Below are 17,553 nucleotides of genomic sequence, written 5' to 3' on the forward strand. Positions count from 1 at the left end.
ATACATTCGCTTGTCAGACGGGGTGCTGTCAACTGTTCTCCGCAAAATGCTTGCAGAGCACGTCATCTAAGCTTGCCAGGTCTGCCTAATGTGACGCAGCGGCGTCAAGAAAAGTTAACGAAGTTCGTATCGTTGCAGCGGATAGGTCTCGCCGTCGATGATGCGATAGTGCGTGACGCTGCTGCAGACCGATTGTCCTGCGGGAGGTTTTTGCAGTATCGTCGCGGCTACCTGTTTCCAGTCCGAATGGCGAATCGATGCGATCGTGAACTGTGGCTGCCAATCGAGGCCGGCAAAAGGAAAGCCGATTTGCTCAATCGACTGGCGCTGCAAAGGAGTGAAATTCGCCAGCGCGGTGTTGTAATGCTGCTGAGTTGCTTCTCGATCACGATGCTCGCAGATCGCCTCGACAATTTTGGCTTGGAGGTTTCGCAGCGCCGGTTGTGATTCGGCATTGACGCGGATCGTCAAAGTTCGCTGCCCGGTCCAAGGATCGGCGTCGAGCACGTGCCAGCCGGCTAGCTCAGTCTTGAGCGGAGCGAATTCTGCCGCGACTTCAGCAATCGTTTCGTCAAACTCAGTCCCCTCTGCAAATCGCGCCAAAAATGCGGTCATATGCGGCGGATCGTCAAGATAGGCCTGATCGCCGACCAGTTGCCGCACATCATCTTTGTAGGCGCGCAGCTTTACCGCCCATTCGGGACTGGGGTCAATCGAGACAAAGTCAGTAACAAAAGTGCGAGCCATAGCAGGCGAATCACGCAGGCCGAGCGGTATCAAGGTAGGAAACAGAGTGGAACAAATCCAGCTATCAGTGACAACCGCGATTGGGGTGCGAAAAGAGACCGAGATCGGATTTTCACCCTGAAAAGCAGACGGGAGCCCCTTTTCAAGCCCGACTAAGCCAAACTGTCCCCCCTGAAAGTTTGGTCTGCTGGCGACGAACTACCGGAAAAACAAAGCCTGCGAAGCCGGCTTCGAACCGCAGGAGAGGGGCGACTTGCCGAAAAAGTAGGTGGTCGACGGAGCAATTTGGCCAAACTCGCTGGCTCCAGCACCGGTTCAATGCAGGGTGCTCTGGACGATCGGCGAGTTTCGGTGAAAATAGCGCCTCCGGGCCTATGGATTCATGTTCGCTTTGCTGCGTGCCGCCCGACGAGTGAGCCGATTGCCCCTCGCCCTAGATTCTCTCTAGAGGTTGTCGCCGCCAAAGCGGTGGCAAAGCTGGGAGACTGGCGATGCTGCACCAAGGGGCAGGTTCAACTCGATGAAGCATTGGTTCGTCTTCTTTCATTTTTTTCTTTTGAGATCGAAGCTCCGTGACTCCCCTGATCCAGATACAAAACGTCGTCAAACGATTTGGTCATAAAGTTTTGCTTGATGGGGCGAGCGTTTCGCTGATCGAAGGACAAAAGGTTGGCATGATCGGTCGCAACGGCGCCGGCAAGTCGACCTTGTGCCGCGCGATCTTGGGGGACGAAGAACTGGAAAAAGGAGAAGTGATTCTCCACCCGAAGCTTAGGCTGGGCTATTTGCGCCAGCACGATCCGTTTGAAGAAGGGGAAACCGTCGTCGGCTTTCTGATGCGCGACAGCGGTCAGCCGGACTGGAAATGCGGCGAAGTCGCGGGGCAGTTCGAGATCAAGGGGGCGATGCTGGAGTCGCCGGTCCGGCAACTCTCAGGGGGTTGGCAGACTCGCGTCAAGCTAACGGCGCTGCTGCTGCACGATCCCAACTATCTGCTGCTGGACGAACCGACCAACTTTTTGGACTTGCGGACGCAAATGTTGCTCGAGCGGTTTTTGCTCGATTTTCGCGGCGGCGTGATGGTTGTTTCACACGATCGGGCCTTTTTGAAGCAGACCTGTACCCACACGCTGGAACTGGCTCGCGGCAAACTGCAGATGTTCCCTGGCGACGTCGACGCCTATCTGGTTGTGCAGGAAGAACGCAAAGAGCATGACCAGAAGGTAAACGCAGGGGTCAAAGCGAAGCAAAAGCAGCTGCAAAAATTTATTGACAAAAACCGCGCCGCCGCCAGCACCGCCAGCCAGGCTCGCAGCAAGGCCAAGCAATTGGATCGGCTGCAACTGGTCGAAATTGAAGAATCGGATGCGTTGGCCTATGTCCGAGTGCCGGTGGTTGATCGCCGCAAAGGGACCGTCGTCCGCTGTGACAATGTGGTGATTGGTTACCCAAACAAAAAGATCGCCGATGAAGTGACTCTGGATATCGAGCATGGCTCACGGATCGGCGTCGTCGGCGACAACGGCCAAGGCAAAACAACCCTGCTGCGAACGTTGGTCGGCTCGATCGAGCCGCTGAAAGGGGATGTGAAATGGGGGCATCACGCCGATGTCGGCGTCTACGCACAACACGTTTATACGACGCTTCCGCCCAATGATACGGTCGAAGATTATCTGCGCACTGCCGCCGACCCCGATGTCAGCACGCAGCAAGTGCTGAACGTCGCCGGCAGCTTTTTGTTTCGCGGCGATGATGTCAAAAAGAAGGTCAAAGTCCTCAGTGGTGGAGAGCGTGCTCGGCTCTGTCTCGCAGGCTTGTTGCTGGGCAAGCACAATGTGCTGATCCTTGACGAACCGGGAAACCATTTGGATGTGGAAACGGTTGAGTCGCTGGTCCGAGCGCTGGAGACCTACAACGGCACGATCATTTTTACGAGCCATGATCGCTACTTCATGAAAAGCGTCGCGACCAACATTGTGGAGGTCCGCGATGGCCAGGTGATTCACTTCCCCGACGACTATGACCACTACGTCTATCGCTTGAATCAAGAGATCGACGCCGAGGGAGATTCGTCGAAAGGAGGCAAATTGCCGGCCAGCAGCGATCATCATTCTGTGGGCGGAGATCGCAATGATCGCCGCGACCGCAACAAGCAGTTGCGCACGATGCGAAAAGACCTGCAAAAGATCGAGGTCAAGATCGCGAAGATGGACGACGAGAAGAAAGCGCTCAACGCCCAGTTAATGAAGTTGACCGACGCCAAAGAAGCACAGAAGACCCACGAACAGCTACTGGTTGTGACCAAAGATTTAGAGCAGCTTGAAGAAGAGTGGTTGGCGCTGAACGAACAACTGATGGAAGCGGACGATCAATAGAAAAGGTTTCGTCCCTTCGGATAGAATAGAATCAAGGGATCACATTGCCGAGAATCGAATGGCGACTGACGTCACCTGCGAACGGCAACAATTCCACGATTTCATCGGTCAGCAACTGGCGAGCGGCTCGAAAATGAGCGTCCCAGATGCGATCGCGGAGTTCCACAAGTTGCAAGTGGAAGTGGTGCGCTTTCGCGAAGAAATTCAGCCTTGCTTGGGCCGACTTGTTTAGGGTGAATACCAAGAGCTAGATAGGGAAGAATTCAAACGTCAAACACGTCAGCGCTGGGAACAGCGCGGCGGAGTTCTGGGGTGAGTCATCTACTCGACGTCGTCCACCGTCTGCAGAAATCGCCAGACGCGGGTGCGCTGCTGCCCCAGGGTTGTGAGCGAGTTGAGAATCTTTGTCGAGAGTTGCCGTTGAATCGGCAGCGTCTCTGGGTTGAGCGGCGCTGTTTCCATCAGCGGCGTTTCGTATGAGTCTTCGAGCGAAGCTTGCAAACCGGCCAGCAAAGCTGCACTCGTCGCAAGGGTGTCGTCGGCAAAGGCATCCAGTCGCTGTTCTGCGCGATCGAGTTGCCCCAGCGCTGCATCCACAATCTGGATTGTGTGGGCGTCCGGTCCCGTTGAGAACTTGCCAGTTGAATGCAACTGTGACAGTCGTCCGCTTTCGTCTCCCAGCGCTGGCGTTGTCAGATTGGGCAAGGCCAGGGTGGTTAGATCGCCGATGACCGTCGACAACTGAAACTTCCAGACACCTTCGTCGCTGAGCGTGATCGAATCCAAGTCACCGGTGAACCCGGTTGCGAATTCCAGCGAAAACTGCGTCCCTTCTTCACTGACGACAATCCGCTGCCCAGTGAAGATTTGGCCGTTGATTTCGGCGGTAACATTGGAGTCTGCGCTCGAGGCGCCCTTTAGCACGCGACCAACGATCGAAGGTCGCGCCGCAAACAGGCCATCGTCGCCGCGCGAGACCGGCTCTCCGGTGCTGCTCTCTACATCAAATTGGCCAAAATGAACATCGACCGAGATCGTCGCTTCAGCGCCAGCGAAGATGCTGACCAGCGAGAGTTGCTCTCCTGCGACAAAGCATTGAACGCCGGTCAACGCAGTCACTGCGTTGATTTGTTCAGCGACCGTTGTGAACGATTGATTGCGTTCCACAGAAATAATCGCTTCGCCAAAAGGGCCGCTCAAGGTAAAGTCGGCGTCGGTCGTTAGCAGACCGTTGCGTCCTTGGTGGATTAAGGTCGCCGGTTTGGCGGCGGAGAGTCGAGTTGGCCCAGCGATCCGGTCGACCGATACCTCGCGTACCTGCGATTTGTTTTGGCCGCTCACTCCAAAATCGCACGATCCATCGAGTAAAGCTTGCCCCTGAAATTCTTCGCGTGCTAGTCGATCGATCTCGCACAACGTCTGGTCGATGTTGACTTGGCGGTTCGTGTGGAATGCGTCCCAAATTTTGTTGACTTGCGTCCGAATCAGATCGATCGTTAATTGGGCTTGGGCGATTACGGAAGTCGCGAAATCGACTTGCGATATCGCGCCGGTGATCACGCGTACGCGCTCTTGGAAATCGGCTTGGGCGACGGCATCGCTGGTGTCACCGCAAGAATCCGGGAGAGAAGAATCTATCTCGTGGCGAAGCTCGGCTTGCGCCACCCTAGCATCTGCAAGTTGGATTTGGTTGCCGAGAGTAAGCTCGAATCCGCTTAATTGTGTTCCGATTCGGATCATCGTCTATCCTATCCCTTCCGCAATTTAGCGTCGGTCGTCGGCTGGCGGTTTATTGAACTTAGCGGTTAGGCGATCCCACAGGTTCGGCGCTTCCTTCTCTTCGCCGACGACTCCTTCGCTGAAGTCATGCACCATGAGGTAGGATTGCAAACTGGCCATCAATTGACGACCACGTTGCAGTGCGTCACTGCGGCGGCGATCTCGACTGCGGCGCGGGGCTACGGAGACTTCGATCACCGTGCTGGTCATTCCGCGTTCGTCCTGCTGTTCGCGAGGACGAATTGTCATAACGAGCGCAGCCCCGCGATCCGAATTTCGGCGAGTGATGCCAAAAGTGTCGCCATCAAAAGCGAGGATCAACTGCTGTTCGCTGGTGTCGATTACTTCGGCGACATGGTCGGTTAAAAAGCCGCGCAGCTTTTCCCAGACCATTTTCAGCGGAGCGCGTGTGGTCATGGTGCGCTCGATCAGTGCGCCCGGCGAACGATGGGCGAACAGGGCGGTCCACCAATTGCGTCGCTCTCTTTTTTCAGGATCGTCGCGTCCCGAGCCAAGCTGGATCACCATGTTGCGACCCAATTCTTTGGCTTGCATCAATGCCCGATCGGCGCGATTTAGCATGGATTCAGGCGTATCGCCAGCTTGCAGTTCGGTAACACCAAAGCTGGCGGTCAAATTTTTGCCACCCAACGAAGGTTGCGCGGTCGCTGCAACCTCTTGGCGAATGGCTTCGGCGCGTTGCGCCGCCGTTTTCATATCGCAATGTCCGCAGACCATCACAAATTCTTCGCCGCCATAACGAGCCGCCACATCGCCGGGCAACGCATGTCGTTTCATATGGGCCGCAAAGCTAACCAGTGCGTCGTCGCCGGCCTGGTGCCCGTAGTTGTCGTTGATTCGCTTGAAGAAATCGAGATCGCAGATAATCAGACTGCATGCACGGTTCCCGCCGCTGTGCTTTCGGACCATCTCATTGAGGGCCCGGTCTAGTTCAGCGCGATTCGCCAGACTGGTCAGTGGATCGCGTGTCGCTTTGACGTGCAACGAACGCAATTGTTCTTCCAGGCGTTGAATACCGGTCGCATCGCAAAGTTGCAGCGTGGCGCCGCGGCCCACGCCGTCTTCGGTGATGACCGGCGAAATGTGGGCTGTAATCGCCGAGTACTCTCCTTGAGCGTCACGAATGGTCAAACGCAACACGGATTGCAGACCGCTTTGAATCGCCGCCGCCAGCGGATCTTCGCGTTCAGGCAAGAAGCGTCCCGACGCGTCTCCCATGCCGACCAACTTGGGGGACCAGTTGCGATTCGCGACAGATTCTGCCGAAAGCCCCGTCAGCGTCTCGGCGGCGTGGTTCCAACGCAAGATTTTCAGATCGGCGCCGACGTAGATCAGTCCGTCATGGACGTTGCGAAACAGATTCTCGTGAAATAGCCCCAGCAATTGATTGGGACGATCGCCGCGTTGGGGAATCATGTGATCCCAATGCGAATTAGTTTGACGGGGGGACAAATCGCGTAGCCATTGTTGTGCGACGTCATGCTGCAGCTTGTTCGAGAATCGCATCTGGAACGTGCAGAAATCGCTCACCAGTTCTGGATCAAATTGCGATCCGGCGTAGGCGAACAACTCGGCAAGGGCGCGATCCTTGCTGCGTGCGCGGCGATAAACCTGATCGCTAATCATCGAGTCATACGCATCGACGATCGCCAGCATCCGCGCGCCGCGGGGAATATCATCGCCGCACAGGGGGAAGACGCGTTTGCTGCCGTCAAACCAGGCGCCTGCATGCCGAATCACGGCCATGATCCCGGCGTCTGAGCAGCAATGTTCGATGATCTCGACGCCAGCGGCATGATGCTCATCCATCAGGGCCAGTTCTTCTTCGTTCAGTTTCCCCGGTTTGGCCAGCAGATAGTCAGGCACAGCTAACTTGCCGACATCGTGCAGCAGCGCGGCGACTTCTAATTCGTCACGTTCAGAGTGAGAGTTTCCGCGGACTGCCGCCCAGGTCGAAATGCTGGTTGCGACGCGGAGCGAATGTGCGGCGGTCGGCGGGTGTTTGGCTTTGAGTGCTGTAAACAGACTGCTGGCCACGCCCAGACGTACCTGAACCAATTGATTTTGTTGTTCCAGCGCAGCAGCGATCAGCGCTTCATCATCAATCTCCTCGGTACGCAGCATCAGTTGTTGCAGCGCTCCGAAGCGATGATCGGCCGACTCTCCAGGGTCGACGCCAAAATCGGCGGATGAATCGATGTCCATATGGCACAAGCGTCTAGCTGGCGAAACAGGATGCCGACCCGCAGCAGGCGGCTCTCGGCGGATTATTGGGACTTTGCAGAAAATCTAGGTCGTGGATTGCCTAAGGTCAAACCAGTAAATAGAAACTAGGCGACTCGTTGCCAGCGGCAGTTCGATGCGATAACGTAAGCGGCGCCGGCTGTAACGATCATCTGGATTCCCCGGGAGGCGATAATCATGCGTTTGGTCACTTATCAAAGCGAAGCTGGTCCCCGTGCTGCGGTTGCCCGCGGCGACGATTTCATCGATCTTCACCATACCGATCACACGTTGCCGACCGACATGAAGTCGCTGCTAGCGCTGGGTAACGTGGCGCGTGATAAGGTTCTGGCCGTGATAGAACATGGACAGCCGATCCCGGTGGGATCACGGATTTTGACCCCGATTATCAACCCACAAAAAGTGATCTGCGTTGGTCTGAACTATGCTGACCACGCCAAAGAGACGGGCGCAACCGTGGGGGATGAGCCGGTTATTTTCAACAAATTTCCCTCGACCCTGATCGCCGATCATGACGAAATTCAGCTCCCCCCCGAAAGTAGTCGAGTTGATTACGAAGCGGAACTAGTCGTGGTGATCGGGACCGCTGGCAAGCATATCCCGCAAAGCGAAGCGATGAGCCATGTCGGCGGTTATTGCTGCGGCAACGACATCTCGGCTCGCGATTGGCAAAAAGGGAAGCCCGGCAAGCAATGGCTGTTGGGCAAGACGTTTGATACCTTCGGTCCGCTCGGGCCGGTGTTATACACGCCGGACGAAATCGGCGATCCGCACAATTTGGCGATTCGCTGTCGGTTAAACGGCAAGACGATGCAAGATTCGTCGACGAGCCAGTTGATTTTCAAGATCGACTTTTTGATTTCGTACCTCTCCAACGTCGTGATGCTGCAGCCTGGCGACCTGATCTTTACGGGGACGCCCAGCGGAGTCGGCGATGCGCGCGATCCGCAAGTCTATCTACAGCCAGGCGATCAGTTGGAAGTAGAGATCGAGGGGCTCGGCATGTTGTCGAACCGCGTCGCGCTCCGCTAGCGTGCCTGGAAGAGTTGCGCGGTTGCGCAAGAAATAATTCAAGCCGAGCCTGACTTTAGTAGGCTCGGTCTGACTGCCGAACTCCTATTAAGGACAGAAATGTCGCAGCGGCGAAAGGATTCGTCGTTTCACAATTGCTAGCAACTGCGTCAGGGAAGATGGAATTCAGGCGGAACGCAACGCGCGACGATCGACGTCGACGCGCTATTCTTGATGATCGTAACGCGGCTGGCCGCGATACCGATGCCGCCAGCGGTGATGATGCAACCAACGGCAAGCGGGCTCGACGTTACTCGTCGCAAGCTTTGCTAGAACGTCGTGTGCGCGTTGTCGATCTGATTCCACTCCCTTGGACTTCCGTCAGCGCCTACTATCTTTTGGGCGTTGTGTTGATCAGCTTGTTGGCGACTTTGCATTATTATGCGAGTGAAAAGTTCGCTTTCGCCAATCTAGCCACCGTCAATAGTTTGGGCGGTTGGTTGGCCGTGATCGCGTTTTGGACCGCTGCGCAAACGGCGCTGGTGATCTATCGGATTCGCCGTCACCGTTTGGACGACTATCGGGGACGCTATCACGTTTGGCTTTGGGCCGTCGCTCTGCTGGGATTTGCCGGAATCGATCTGCTGGTCGACTTTCGAACTCCGCTCGGTGCGATGATCGAACAAGCGAGCGGGCGTCAATTTGCCGAACTCGAACATGGGTGGGGCTTACTGATCGCGACAATTTTTTATGGAATCGCTTTTCTCCGAATCGGGTGGGAAGTACGCGCTAGTCGCGGCACCTTGGTGGTCGCGCTGTTGGCGATCGGAACGCTGGGTACTTTTGTCGCGGCCAAAGCCAATTTGATATTGTGGCCCCTGCAACTCGATGCGACGCTCTCGACTTGCGTCCTCTATCTCAGCGGCATGTGGCTGTTATCGATGATGCTGATGCAGTACGCTCGCTTCGTCTGGATGGATGCGATCGGCCTGATCGCGGCTCGGCCTGCGGTAGAACAAGCCGACGAAACTGCCGAGAAGACGCCGGCCAAACCGGCCCGCCGTCGACCGACGATCGTGAAGCAGGAAGCCGAAGCAACAGCCGAGCAGGAAACCGCAGAAGATTCCAATGCTGGTTGGTTCTCGTGGGGCGGAAAGAAGGCCAAGTCAGTCCCGGCCGACGAAGCAGAGAAACCAGCTGCGCCCAAGCAGAAATCGAAATCAGACTCTCAGACTGTCGTGAAGCCGAGTGACGAAGCAGCGCCGGTCGAAAAGAAACGTGGTTGGTTTGGCTTTGGAGGAAAGCAGCAAGCAGACGGTGAGGAATCGGTAGATGCAGTCAAAGAAGTCGCGAAGCCTGCCGCGAAGTCCGCGCCGGCTAAACCGGCTGTCGTCAAGAAAGAAACTGATCCAGACGTAGACGCAACTCCCAAGCGAGGGTGGTTTGGCTTTGGCGGTAAGCAACAAGCAGACGCCGAGGCATCGGCAGATGCAGACAAAGAAGTCGCGAAGCCTGCCGCAAAGTCCGCGCCGGCTAAACCAGCTGTCGTCAAGAAAGAAACCGATCTGGACGTAGACGCAACTCCCAAGCGAGGTTGGTTTGGCTTTGGAGCAAAAAAAGGAGCCGAGACCGACGACGCTGTCGAACAGCATAAACCCGCTAAACCGGCGGCCAAGCCCGTAGCCAAGCCGGTTGAGAAACCCGCCGTGAAAGAGCAAGCGGTCGAAGAGAAGAAGAGTGGTTGGTTTGGCTTTGGCGGGAAAGCGAAGTCGGAAGCTGAGCCAGCCGCAGATGCGAAACCTGCCGCTTCTCCGTTAGCGTCGAGTGCACGTCGCGCAATGGTTAAACAGCAGCAGGCCGAAACGGCTGCTCCGCCCGAAACCTTGAAGATGAACCCCTTAACGCTGGGCGGCGATGATCACAGTGACAACGAGAGCGATGACGAGATCGCGATGCTGGAAGCGAAGCCCGATCACTTGCTCTCGAAAGCCGAGCGACGTCGCTTGAAGAAGTTAAAGCGACGAGGTGAAGCGGCGTAAAACGCACCGCTCAGAGATTAACGCACGCTTCCAAACGCGTGCCGTCACCGTCAGTCACAGCAATTTGTTTGGCTCCGCGGATCGCGACGCCTGCATGACGACCATCTTTGTGCAGCAAAAACAGTTGCAGATTGAATGCGATCTGGCCAGCGTCGTCCCGTTCAAAGGTGGCTGCATGCTTGGCGACCATCGCCAACGTTTCGAGGCCGGCATCCACCGGGCTGGCTCCGCGTCCCATCTGGTAGACTGCTTGAAAGCTTGAGCAATTCAGGAGGTTTGCTTCACCATGACCAACGCTGCCGCAGGTTCCCATTTCGTTGTCGACATACAGTCCGGCGCCAAACACAGGAGAGTCCCCGACACGGCCAGGCATCTTAAAGCAATGTCCGCTGGTCGTAGTCGCACAGGCCAGATCAGCGCGGGCATCGCGAGCCGCTAAATGCACGGTGCCGCCAGAGGTCTTATCGCCGGTGATGGAATAATAACGCTCGAACTCGGCGATGGTGTCGGCGTCAAATTCGCCCGGCTGCGGCGGAAGCCAATCTTTGCCTCGGCACTCGAGTCGTTTCCAATAGAGCCAGATCTGACGAGCTTTCTCGGTCAGCAGATTTTCTTCGACAAAGCCGTTGGCTTTGGCAAACTCTAACGCTCCATCACCGCACAGCATGGCACGACGCGTTTGCTGCATCAGTAAGCGCGCGACCTGAGCGGCGTGGCGCACTTTTTTTAACCCCACCACTGACCCGCCGCGATGGCTGGGGCCATCCATGACCGCCGCATCCAACGTGACTTCGCCGTTGCTGTCCGGCAATCCGCCGTAGCCGACCGTCAATTCATCGGGATCATCTTCGAGCAGCGTGACGCCGGCGACGGCGGCGTCGAGCGGCGACTTGCCCGATGTCAGTTGTTCGTAAGCCAGGCGAGTCGCTTCTAAGCCGTTGGCCGAAGCGATTGTTTTTTGCAAGGTCGCGGACACAGAGCGGGTTCCCGAAGCAGAGAAGACGAAAAGCTTAGCGGCGTTTAGCGTACCAAAATTACCAGCCGCCGCCTCCTCCGCCACCCCCGCCGCCGCCAGAAGATCCACCGCCACCGCTTCCTCGGCTGCTGGGACTGATCGACGCAGTGGAGACCGCGCTGCCGAGTGCGCCGGCCAAAGCGGCGCCGGTCAGCATAGAGCCTGCAATAGGATTGCCAAGCGACCTGGTGGAGTGGTGCGAATGACGATTCAAGCTCGAGTTAAACTGGCTCGATTCCAATACCTTGGAGCCAAGCTGTTCGTACCAACCTTCCTGCATGTCAAGTGCGATCGCCCACGGAAGCCGATCGTCATACATCATCGCTCCTAATTCGGGTGACTCGGCATATTCGATCTTCCGCAGAAATTCTCCTTCCAGCCAGAGGCGATAACCGGCCAATTGATCCAGCAGTTGACGCCCTTCATGCGTGGGACGCTTCATCCAGTGATAGAATCGCCAAGCCATCAAGACAAGCAAGATCACGCCAAAGGGGATGAAAAAGCTCACCTTGTAGGCGAAGAGACCAAGCACGACAAACTCGGCGATAATAAAGGGGGTGGCAAACGCCGTGATGAAGATCGCACCTCCAAACGCCAAACCGCGTTGTACTGGGCCGCCTGGGCCAAACAAAACCAGATTCCAGGTTGTGAGCACCATCCCGACTAATGCGAAGACGCCGACCGTCCAGATCGACAACCAGGCGGTGAAAAATAGTCCCAGCGGATAGTTGGGAGATGACAAAATTGCCATGATCATCCCGGCCAGCGAAATTGAAATTCCCCAGAATGTCCACCACCCGTTGGCCAAAAAGTAAGTCCCTTTGTAGTTTTTTTTCAGCACGGATTGGAAATCATGGATCGCGGCGTTCACAATCTGATGGACCGATTTGGTGAACGTCAGCTGTTTGCGATCTTCTAGCAGACCTCGCAACAGCGCCTCGACATCAGGCGGCAACTCCGAGAATCGCGCTTCATTGACTTTGTGAATCGTGTAGTTGCCTGATTTGTCACTAGAGAGGGAGACGGCTCCTTGGGATGCGGCGTAAACCATCGCCGCGGCCAAGCATTTGTTGTCGAATCCCATTCGCGAAACGTAACGTGCGGCCGCAGGCGAGATATTTGCCGGAGGATCATCTTGCACCAAGATCGCTCCCGGCGCCGGATCTTTGCCAACCATGATCCAGCCGATGGTATAGGCGCCCAGCGCACAGCAAAGGGTCAAAAGCGTCAATAACAGGTCTGGGTTGTCTGCTATCAGCTGCTGATATCGCTCGCTGCTCGCCGGAAACATGACGGCGCCGCTCGGAAATTTCATCGACACCGTCCAGCCTTCTTCGGCGCTCAGCACCGCGGTTGTCTCTAGCTTTATCTGACCGGCTGGCGCGTCCACTTGGCGCCACTCTTTTTTCTTTTCGCCGGCGGCGCCGGTCCAGGCATCGACCGTGATCTGATCAGGTTGAAATTGGCCTGGTAGATGGACAGTGACGCTCGACTTCTCAATCGGAAAATTCCAGAAGTTGCCGGTGACATTCCAGTAAAGTTCATCTTCTGTTTCGCCGTGGTGCAGCCAATCGTGGGTAACATATTCAATCGTGTAGAGATACTTCCCTTTAGTCAGCGACTGGTTGGCGTTGCCAAGATAGATGCGGGCCGCATTGGGACGATTTTCGTCAGGTTCTTCCACGCGGAACTTTTCTGGTTCTCCGTCGCGCGTCGCACGAACAACCTCTAGCTTGTGTCGCAGTCGTAGACCCAAAACAGGATGCGAAAGGACGGGGAAATCGCGATAGATGCCGCGTTTGATATCGTCACCCAACGCGGTGACTTCGATCGTTTCAACAATGCGCAGCGTAGAATCGGGTTGGATGTGTATATCGACATCGTAACGATGAATGATTTCGGCGAGCGGTAAATTCTTGTCGTCCGTATCCTCTGCATCGGCGGCGTGCAGCGGCAACCCGACCATAGCTGTCAGCAGCAGTGCCGAGATGAATTTCCAGATCTGCATGAACATTCGTTTCCCGAAGTTGAATCAATCTATGGGGTTGGTTGCCCCCTAACAATCTGTTGGATCTCAATCAAGGAAGCCTCTCATGAAGGCTAAGCGGATAGCGTACTGTTCTGTTTCGAATCCACGACAAGCCGCTGCTGCTCGCTTTCGGTTGTAATTATTAGTCGGTCATTGCGTAGCTGGTTCGCATGCTTTCGATTTCGTCGGCAGCCTGGACTAGCCCCTGGTGTTTCGCAATACGAGCCGAAATCTCGCGGCAAGCGTCGGCAATTTTTTCGGATTGCAACAGATGTTGCAGTTTTTGGGCAATTTTGCCAGGCCGAAATTGATTCGGATAGAGGGTCGCCCCCACTCCCAGCCGCTCAATTCGCTGGGCATTGTCAGGCTGATCATGGCTCATCGGCATGATCAAATGCGGGATGCCTGCGGCGCAAGCTTGCGAGAGGGTTCCAATTCCGCCGTGATAGACCAGCGCCGCACAGTGGGGTAGAAGCTGCGAAAGGGGAGCGTACGCAATGTGACGCACGCTGCTGGGCAATTGCGGCGGAAGTTGCTCGGGAAAGCGTGTTAGCAAGATCCCCCGTCGTCCCAGCAGCTGACAAGCGGCGGTCGCCGCAGCAAAGAACGATTGCCCGTTGAGCATCGCTGAGCCTGGCGTAAACACGATCGGACGATCACCGGCGTTTAAAAAAGACAATACCTCGGCATCTGGCTCGCCCAGCGTTGACTCGTCCCAGAGCGGAAAATTGGTCAACACGCTATTCACGGGCCAGTCTGACTGCGGCGGCGCGTACCACGAGGGAAAGAGTCCGATCACTTTTTGGGGAGAGTGCCAGAGCTGAGTTGAGCGCGTGACCGGCGGCAGGCCGAGCTCACGTCGGAACTGATTGGTCGGACCTTTCAGAACCGGGTCAACCATGACTTGTTGGGCCAAGCGATAGAGACCGGCGTTCCACCAACGCGGCATGGCTGCACCGGCTGGCATATAGCGTGTTAATCGCGGGGGCCGAATGTTGCTCCAAAAAACCGCTGGTTGCAAATGAATCGTGACCAGCGGCACGCCCAGTTTTTCGCGGGCCATCTGCAAGCCCTGCGACAGCGCTGAGCCAACCAGCACCACTTCTTGGTTTCCGGTGCTGACGGCGCTGGCGACCAGATCGTAATGGCGGCGCTGCCAAGGCAAGATGATGCTGCGCGCAATCGTACTGAAGCCACGCAGCGGATGAAAGAGATTGGGATCTTGGATCGTCCGTTCAAATTCTTCGGTGGTATCGACCGGCGTGAACGGCACGCCAGCTTTTTCGGTTAGCTGCCGGAAGTGTTCGCTGGTATGCAGTTGAACTTGGTGTCCGCGACGTAGGAGTTCGCAGGCAAGTCCAATAAACGGATGCACATCACCGTAGCTGCCGACTGGAAAGAGGAGCACGCGCACGGTGATGTCATTTTATGAAGAGGAAGAGGGCGAGTCGTAAATCCAGCGATCCTACGCTTCGGTCCATTGCCAACCGATCGGCGTTTCGAGTTCGCGTTTCGCCAGCTCGGCCCAGGGGGTGTCTGGATGTTCGTTGATCACGCGTTGCAACGATTCGACCGCTTGCTTCCGAATCTTCTCCAGCTTGCTGCCGGCTTCGCTCAGCGAATCACCGGGTTGCAAAATCCAGGTGTCATGCGTCTCCACCTCAAACTTTCGACCCGATTTCAGCAGCGCCAACATTTGATTGTAGCCATCGGTGCGTGCGATCGCGGCGGCGGCGCGGCCCAGCGCCAAGTCATAGCTGGCTTGCCAGCGCGGATCGGAGATTTTGTCGCGATCCCCTGCGGCGTCGTTCAAGCGGTTATAGATCGCTTCGAGCGGAGGAGCCAGTCGAGCCGGCAGTCGCTGCGCTGAATCCAAACTTCGCTTCAGCGCCGCTTCGTCGCCGGTGCGAAAGTTGGTCGACGGCGCGGTGATCGCGCCTCCTTGCGGCAAGTAAGAGACCGCATCCAGAGCAGCCAACGCCTTGTTGCCCGCGAGCAGTTGCTGGTACTCGTCGGCCGAGATGAATTGCGGCGGATACTTGCGCCGATACTCGCCGCCGTAAACATTGGCGTTGCCAGGCCACGAACCGAGCGCACTGGAGCGGACGACTAAGTAAGCGCCGCCGGTCGAGCGACACAGATAGTTCAACGCAAATGGTCCGAACCCGCTATCGATTTCCTGCGAACCAAAGCCAGACGAAGTGAAATCGAGATTGATCCGTTGCAGACGTCGCGTCTCTGGGCCTTGCACGATCGCCGGCTTGCCATCATTGCGACTTTCGGCCGTCTGCTGTAGTCCGGCCAAGCGTCCAAATGGCGCCGGAACGCCGATCGCATGAATCTTGACCCCCAGCGGTCGCGCCTTAGCGATCACGGCATCGACCAACTCTTGATCGTCGCCTGCCTCGTCGGTGACAATTACCAGCGCAACAGCGCGATTTTGCATCTGAAACTTGCCATATTTATCCAACGCCTGTTCAACCGCTGCGAAGATCGGCTCGGCGCCGCTGTCATCGCTCGGCAGCTTGCTGATTTGATCGCGGACCGCCGCGGTATCGCTGGTTGGCTGGTCGATCAGAAATTGCGGATTCGGTCCGCCGATCGCGACCACAGCCGAGGTCAGCTGATCAGCCGGTTTGCCCGCTAAGGCGCCTCCCAGATCGTCATACAGTTTGGAGGCCGCGTCTTGGAAGCCTCGTTTGAGCGACGCCGCCGAATTGGTCGTATCAACCATCCAGACAACTAGCGCCGGCGAAAATTCGATGGTGTTCTTTAGGTCATCACCGATACGGGAGACGGCGTCACGCACGTCGAGGCGTTCTTCCATCGCGCCTCCGCCGGAGGTTTTGCCGCCGCGCATCGATGCGCTGCGGATCATCGTGCCGCGTGCTTCGGCCTCTCGCGACTGCCGAGCCGTCACGCTGGGCGATTGCTGCGGAGTCGCCTTCTGCGGCGCCGGGGGAGCGGCTGTCTTTTTGGCGACCGGCGCCGGCTTGGCGAATGGATTACGAATTCCGACGTTGTCACAGCCGGTCAGCAGAGCCAGACCGAGCAGCCAGAGAGAACAGTAGCAACGAACAATCGGCATGAATCGCATCCTCGATAAATCGGCAGACAACGGAGCATCGGCGCCCCTTGGACCTTCACGTATTCTACCTTTCCTTGCGGTGAGGTCGAGCCAACGGCGCAGGAAGCTTGCATCCCCCTCGTTGGTATACGAGAATAAGAGAGCTCATCGCCATCATCCCCACCGCTCGGAGCCTCGGCGCCATGTCTCGTTTTTTCTCGTTTCGGCTCGTATTACCCCTGATTCTTCTCGGTTGCGGCTCTCTCTTACTGGCCGGGCCCACGTTCACGGATCCCGACGACGCCGGCGAAGATTACAACGTCCAAGGCGAATATCAAGGTGTTCTTGGCCCCGACAAAGTGAAGATCGCTGCCCAGGTGATCGCCAAGGGGAAGGGTAAATTTCACGCCGTTGGAATGGTCGGCGGCTTGCCGGGAGATGGATTAAAGCCAGAAGCGGACAAGCTAGAAGCCGATGGCGAGCGGGAAGGCGAGATGGTCGTCTTCCGCCACACGACAGCCGAGGGTGCAGAGGTTCGCGCAGAAGTAAAAGATGGCATGATGGTCGTCTACGGCGGCGACAATCAAAAGGTGATGGAGCTGTCAAAGGTATTTCGCGAAAGCGCCACGATGGGCGCCAAGCCGCCGAAAGGCGCAGTCGTGTTGTTTGACGGTGCAAATCTTGATGCCTGGATGAACGCCAAGATGACCGAAGATGGTCTGCTGGAGCAAGGCGCGACCAGCAAGCAATTGTTTGACGATCATTCGATCCATATCGAGTTTCTGTTGCCGTTTATGCCAGAAGAGAGCGGTCAGGCCCGCGGCAACAGCGGACTCTATCTGCAAGGCCGTTACGAAGTGCAAATGCTCGATTCGTTTGGCCTAGGCGGCGAAGACAACGAGTGTGGCGGCCTTTACACGCTAAAGAAGCCTGACATTAACATGTGCTTCCCGCCGCTCCGGTGGCAAACCTATGACATTGATTTTACCGCGGCCAAGTATGACGCCGACGGTAAAGTAACCAGCGTTCCGAAGATCACGGTTAAACATAACGACGTGCTCATTCATCAAAATGTCGAACTGCCGGCCGACAAAAACACCCGCGCCGCTCCGGTTCAACCCGGCGCTGAGCCAGGCCCGGTCTATCTACAAAACCACGGCAACCCGGTCCGCTATCGCAATATTTGGGTGAAGACCAAATAACAGGCCAGCGGCGAGCTGGGGGTG

Annotated in this window: 12 protein-coding genes; 5 read left to right on the forward strand and 7 right to left on the reverse strand. The window is 56.6% G+C overall.

Going from position 1 to position 17,553, the window contains the following annotated elements; all coding sequences use genetic code 11:
* Nucleotides 1–114 precede the first annotated feature (114 nt).
* Nucleotides 115–747, reverse strand: coding sequence for a 2'-5' RNA ligase family protein (locus SH421x_RS01380; RefSeq protein ID WP_488853511.1), 633 nt, complete (start codon nt 745–747; stop codon nt 115–117).
* A gap of 572 nt (nt 748–1,319) precedes the next feature.
* Here SH421x_RS01380 and SH421x_RS01385 point away from each other — a divergent pair.
* Both SH421x_RS01385 and SH421x_RS01390 read left to right on the forward strand, forming a co-directional pair.
* A complete protein-coding gene (locus tag SH421x_RS01385) occupies nt 1,320–3,122 on the forward strand; it encodes an ABC-F family ATP-binding cassette domain-containing protein (RefSeq protein WP_488853513.1) in 1,803 nt (600 codons plus the stop codon).
* A gap of 58 nt (nt 3,123–3,180) precedes the next feature.
* Nucleotides 3,181–3,354 carry a hypothetical protein gene (locus SH421x_RS01390; RefSeq protein WP_488853514.1) on the forward strand — a complete coding sequence of 58 codons (174 nt, stop codon included), beginning with the start codon at nt 3,181–3,183 and terminating at the stop codon, nt 3,352–3,354.
* Nucleotides 3,355–3,443: 89 nt separating this feature from the next.
* Here SH421x_RS01390 and SH421x_RS01395 read toward each other — a convergent pair whose 3' ends face one another.
* Nucleotides 3,444–4,862 carry a hypothetical protein gene (locus tag SH421x_RS01395; protein ID WP_488853515.1) on the reverse strand — a complete coding sequence of 473 codons (1,419 nt, stop codon included), beginning with the start codon at nt 4,860–4,862 and terminating at the stop codon, nt 3,444–3,446.
* A 24-nt stretch (nt 4,863–4,886) separates the two neighbouring features.
* Nucleotides 4,887–7,127: a bifunctional diguanylate cyclase/phosphohydrolase gene (locus SH421x_RS01400; protein ID WP_488853516.1), complete on the reverse strand. Its 2,241-nt coding sequence runs from the start codon at nt 7,125–7,127 to the stop codon at nt 4,887–4,889.
* Nucleotides 7,128–7,343: 216 nt separating this feature from the next.
* Between SH421x_RS01400 and SH421x_RS01405 the strand changes: the two genes are divergently transcribed.
* Complete coding sequence (locus SH421x_RS01405; protein ID WP_488853517.1) at nt 7,344–8,198, forward strand: fumarylacetoacetate hydrolase family protein; 855 nt, start codon at nt 7,344–7,346, stop codon at nt 8,196–8,198.
* Between the two features lie 158 nt (nt 8,199–8,356).
* Nucleotides 8,357–10,216 carry a hypothetical protein gene (locus SH421x_RS01410; RefSeq protein ID WP_488853518.1) on the forward strand — a complete coding sequence of 620 codons (1,860 nt, stop codon included), beginning with the start codon at nt 8,357–8,359 and terminating at the stop codon, nt 10,214–10,216.
* 10 nt (nt 10,217–10,226) lie between these two features.
* On the opposite strand, the gene SH421x_RS01415 is transcribed toward SH421x_RS01410, so the two are convergent.
* The 4 genes from SH421x_RS01415 to SH421x_RS01430 form a co-directional block, all read right to left on the reverse strand.
* Nucleotides 10,227–11,192, reverse strand: a complete 966-nt coding sequence (locus tag SH421x_RS01415) for an isoaspartyl peptidase/L-asparaginase (RefSeq protein ID WP_488853519.1) — start codon at nt 11,190–11,192, stop codon at nt 10,227–10,229.
* Between the two features lie 58 nt (nt 11,193–11,250).
* Nucleotides 11,251–13,239, reverse strand: coding sequence for a DUF2207 domain-containing protein (locus SH421x_RS01420; protein ID WP_488853520.1), 1,989 nt, complete (start codon nt 13,237–13,239; stop codon nt 11,251–11,253).
* 163 nt (nt 13,240–13,402) lie between these two features.
* Complete coding sequence (locus SH421x_RS01425; protein ID WP_488853521.1) at nt 13,403–14,674, reverse strand: glycosyltransferase; 1,272 nt, start codon at nt 14,672–14,674, stop codon at nt 13,403–13,405.
* Between the two features lie 51 nt (nt 14,675–14,725).
* Nucleotides 14,726–16,348: a vWA domain-containing protein gene (locus SH421x_RS01430; protein WP_488853522.1), complete on the reverse strand. Its 1,623-nt coding sequence runs from the start codon at nt 16,346–16,348 to the stop codon at nt 14,726–14,728.
* Nucleotides 16,349–16,530: 182 nt separating this feature from the next.
* Here SH421x_RS01430 and SH421x_RS01435 point away from each other — a divergent pair, with 182 nt between their 5' ends.
* Nucleotides 16,531–17,529 carry a 3-keto-disaccharide hydrolase gene (locus SH421x_RS01435; protein ID WP_488853523.1) on the forward strand — a complete coding sequence of 333 codons (999 nt, stop codon included), beginning with the start codon at nt 16,531–16,533 and terminating at the stop codon, nt 17,527–17,529.
* The last annotated feature ends 24 nt before the right edge of the window (nt 17,530–17,553 follow it).

It is taken from the genome of Blastopirellula sp. SH421 (genome assembly GCF_057808535.1).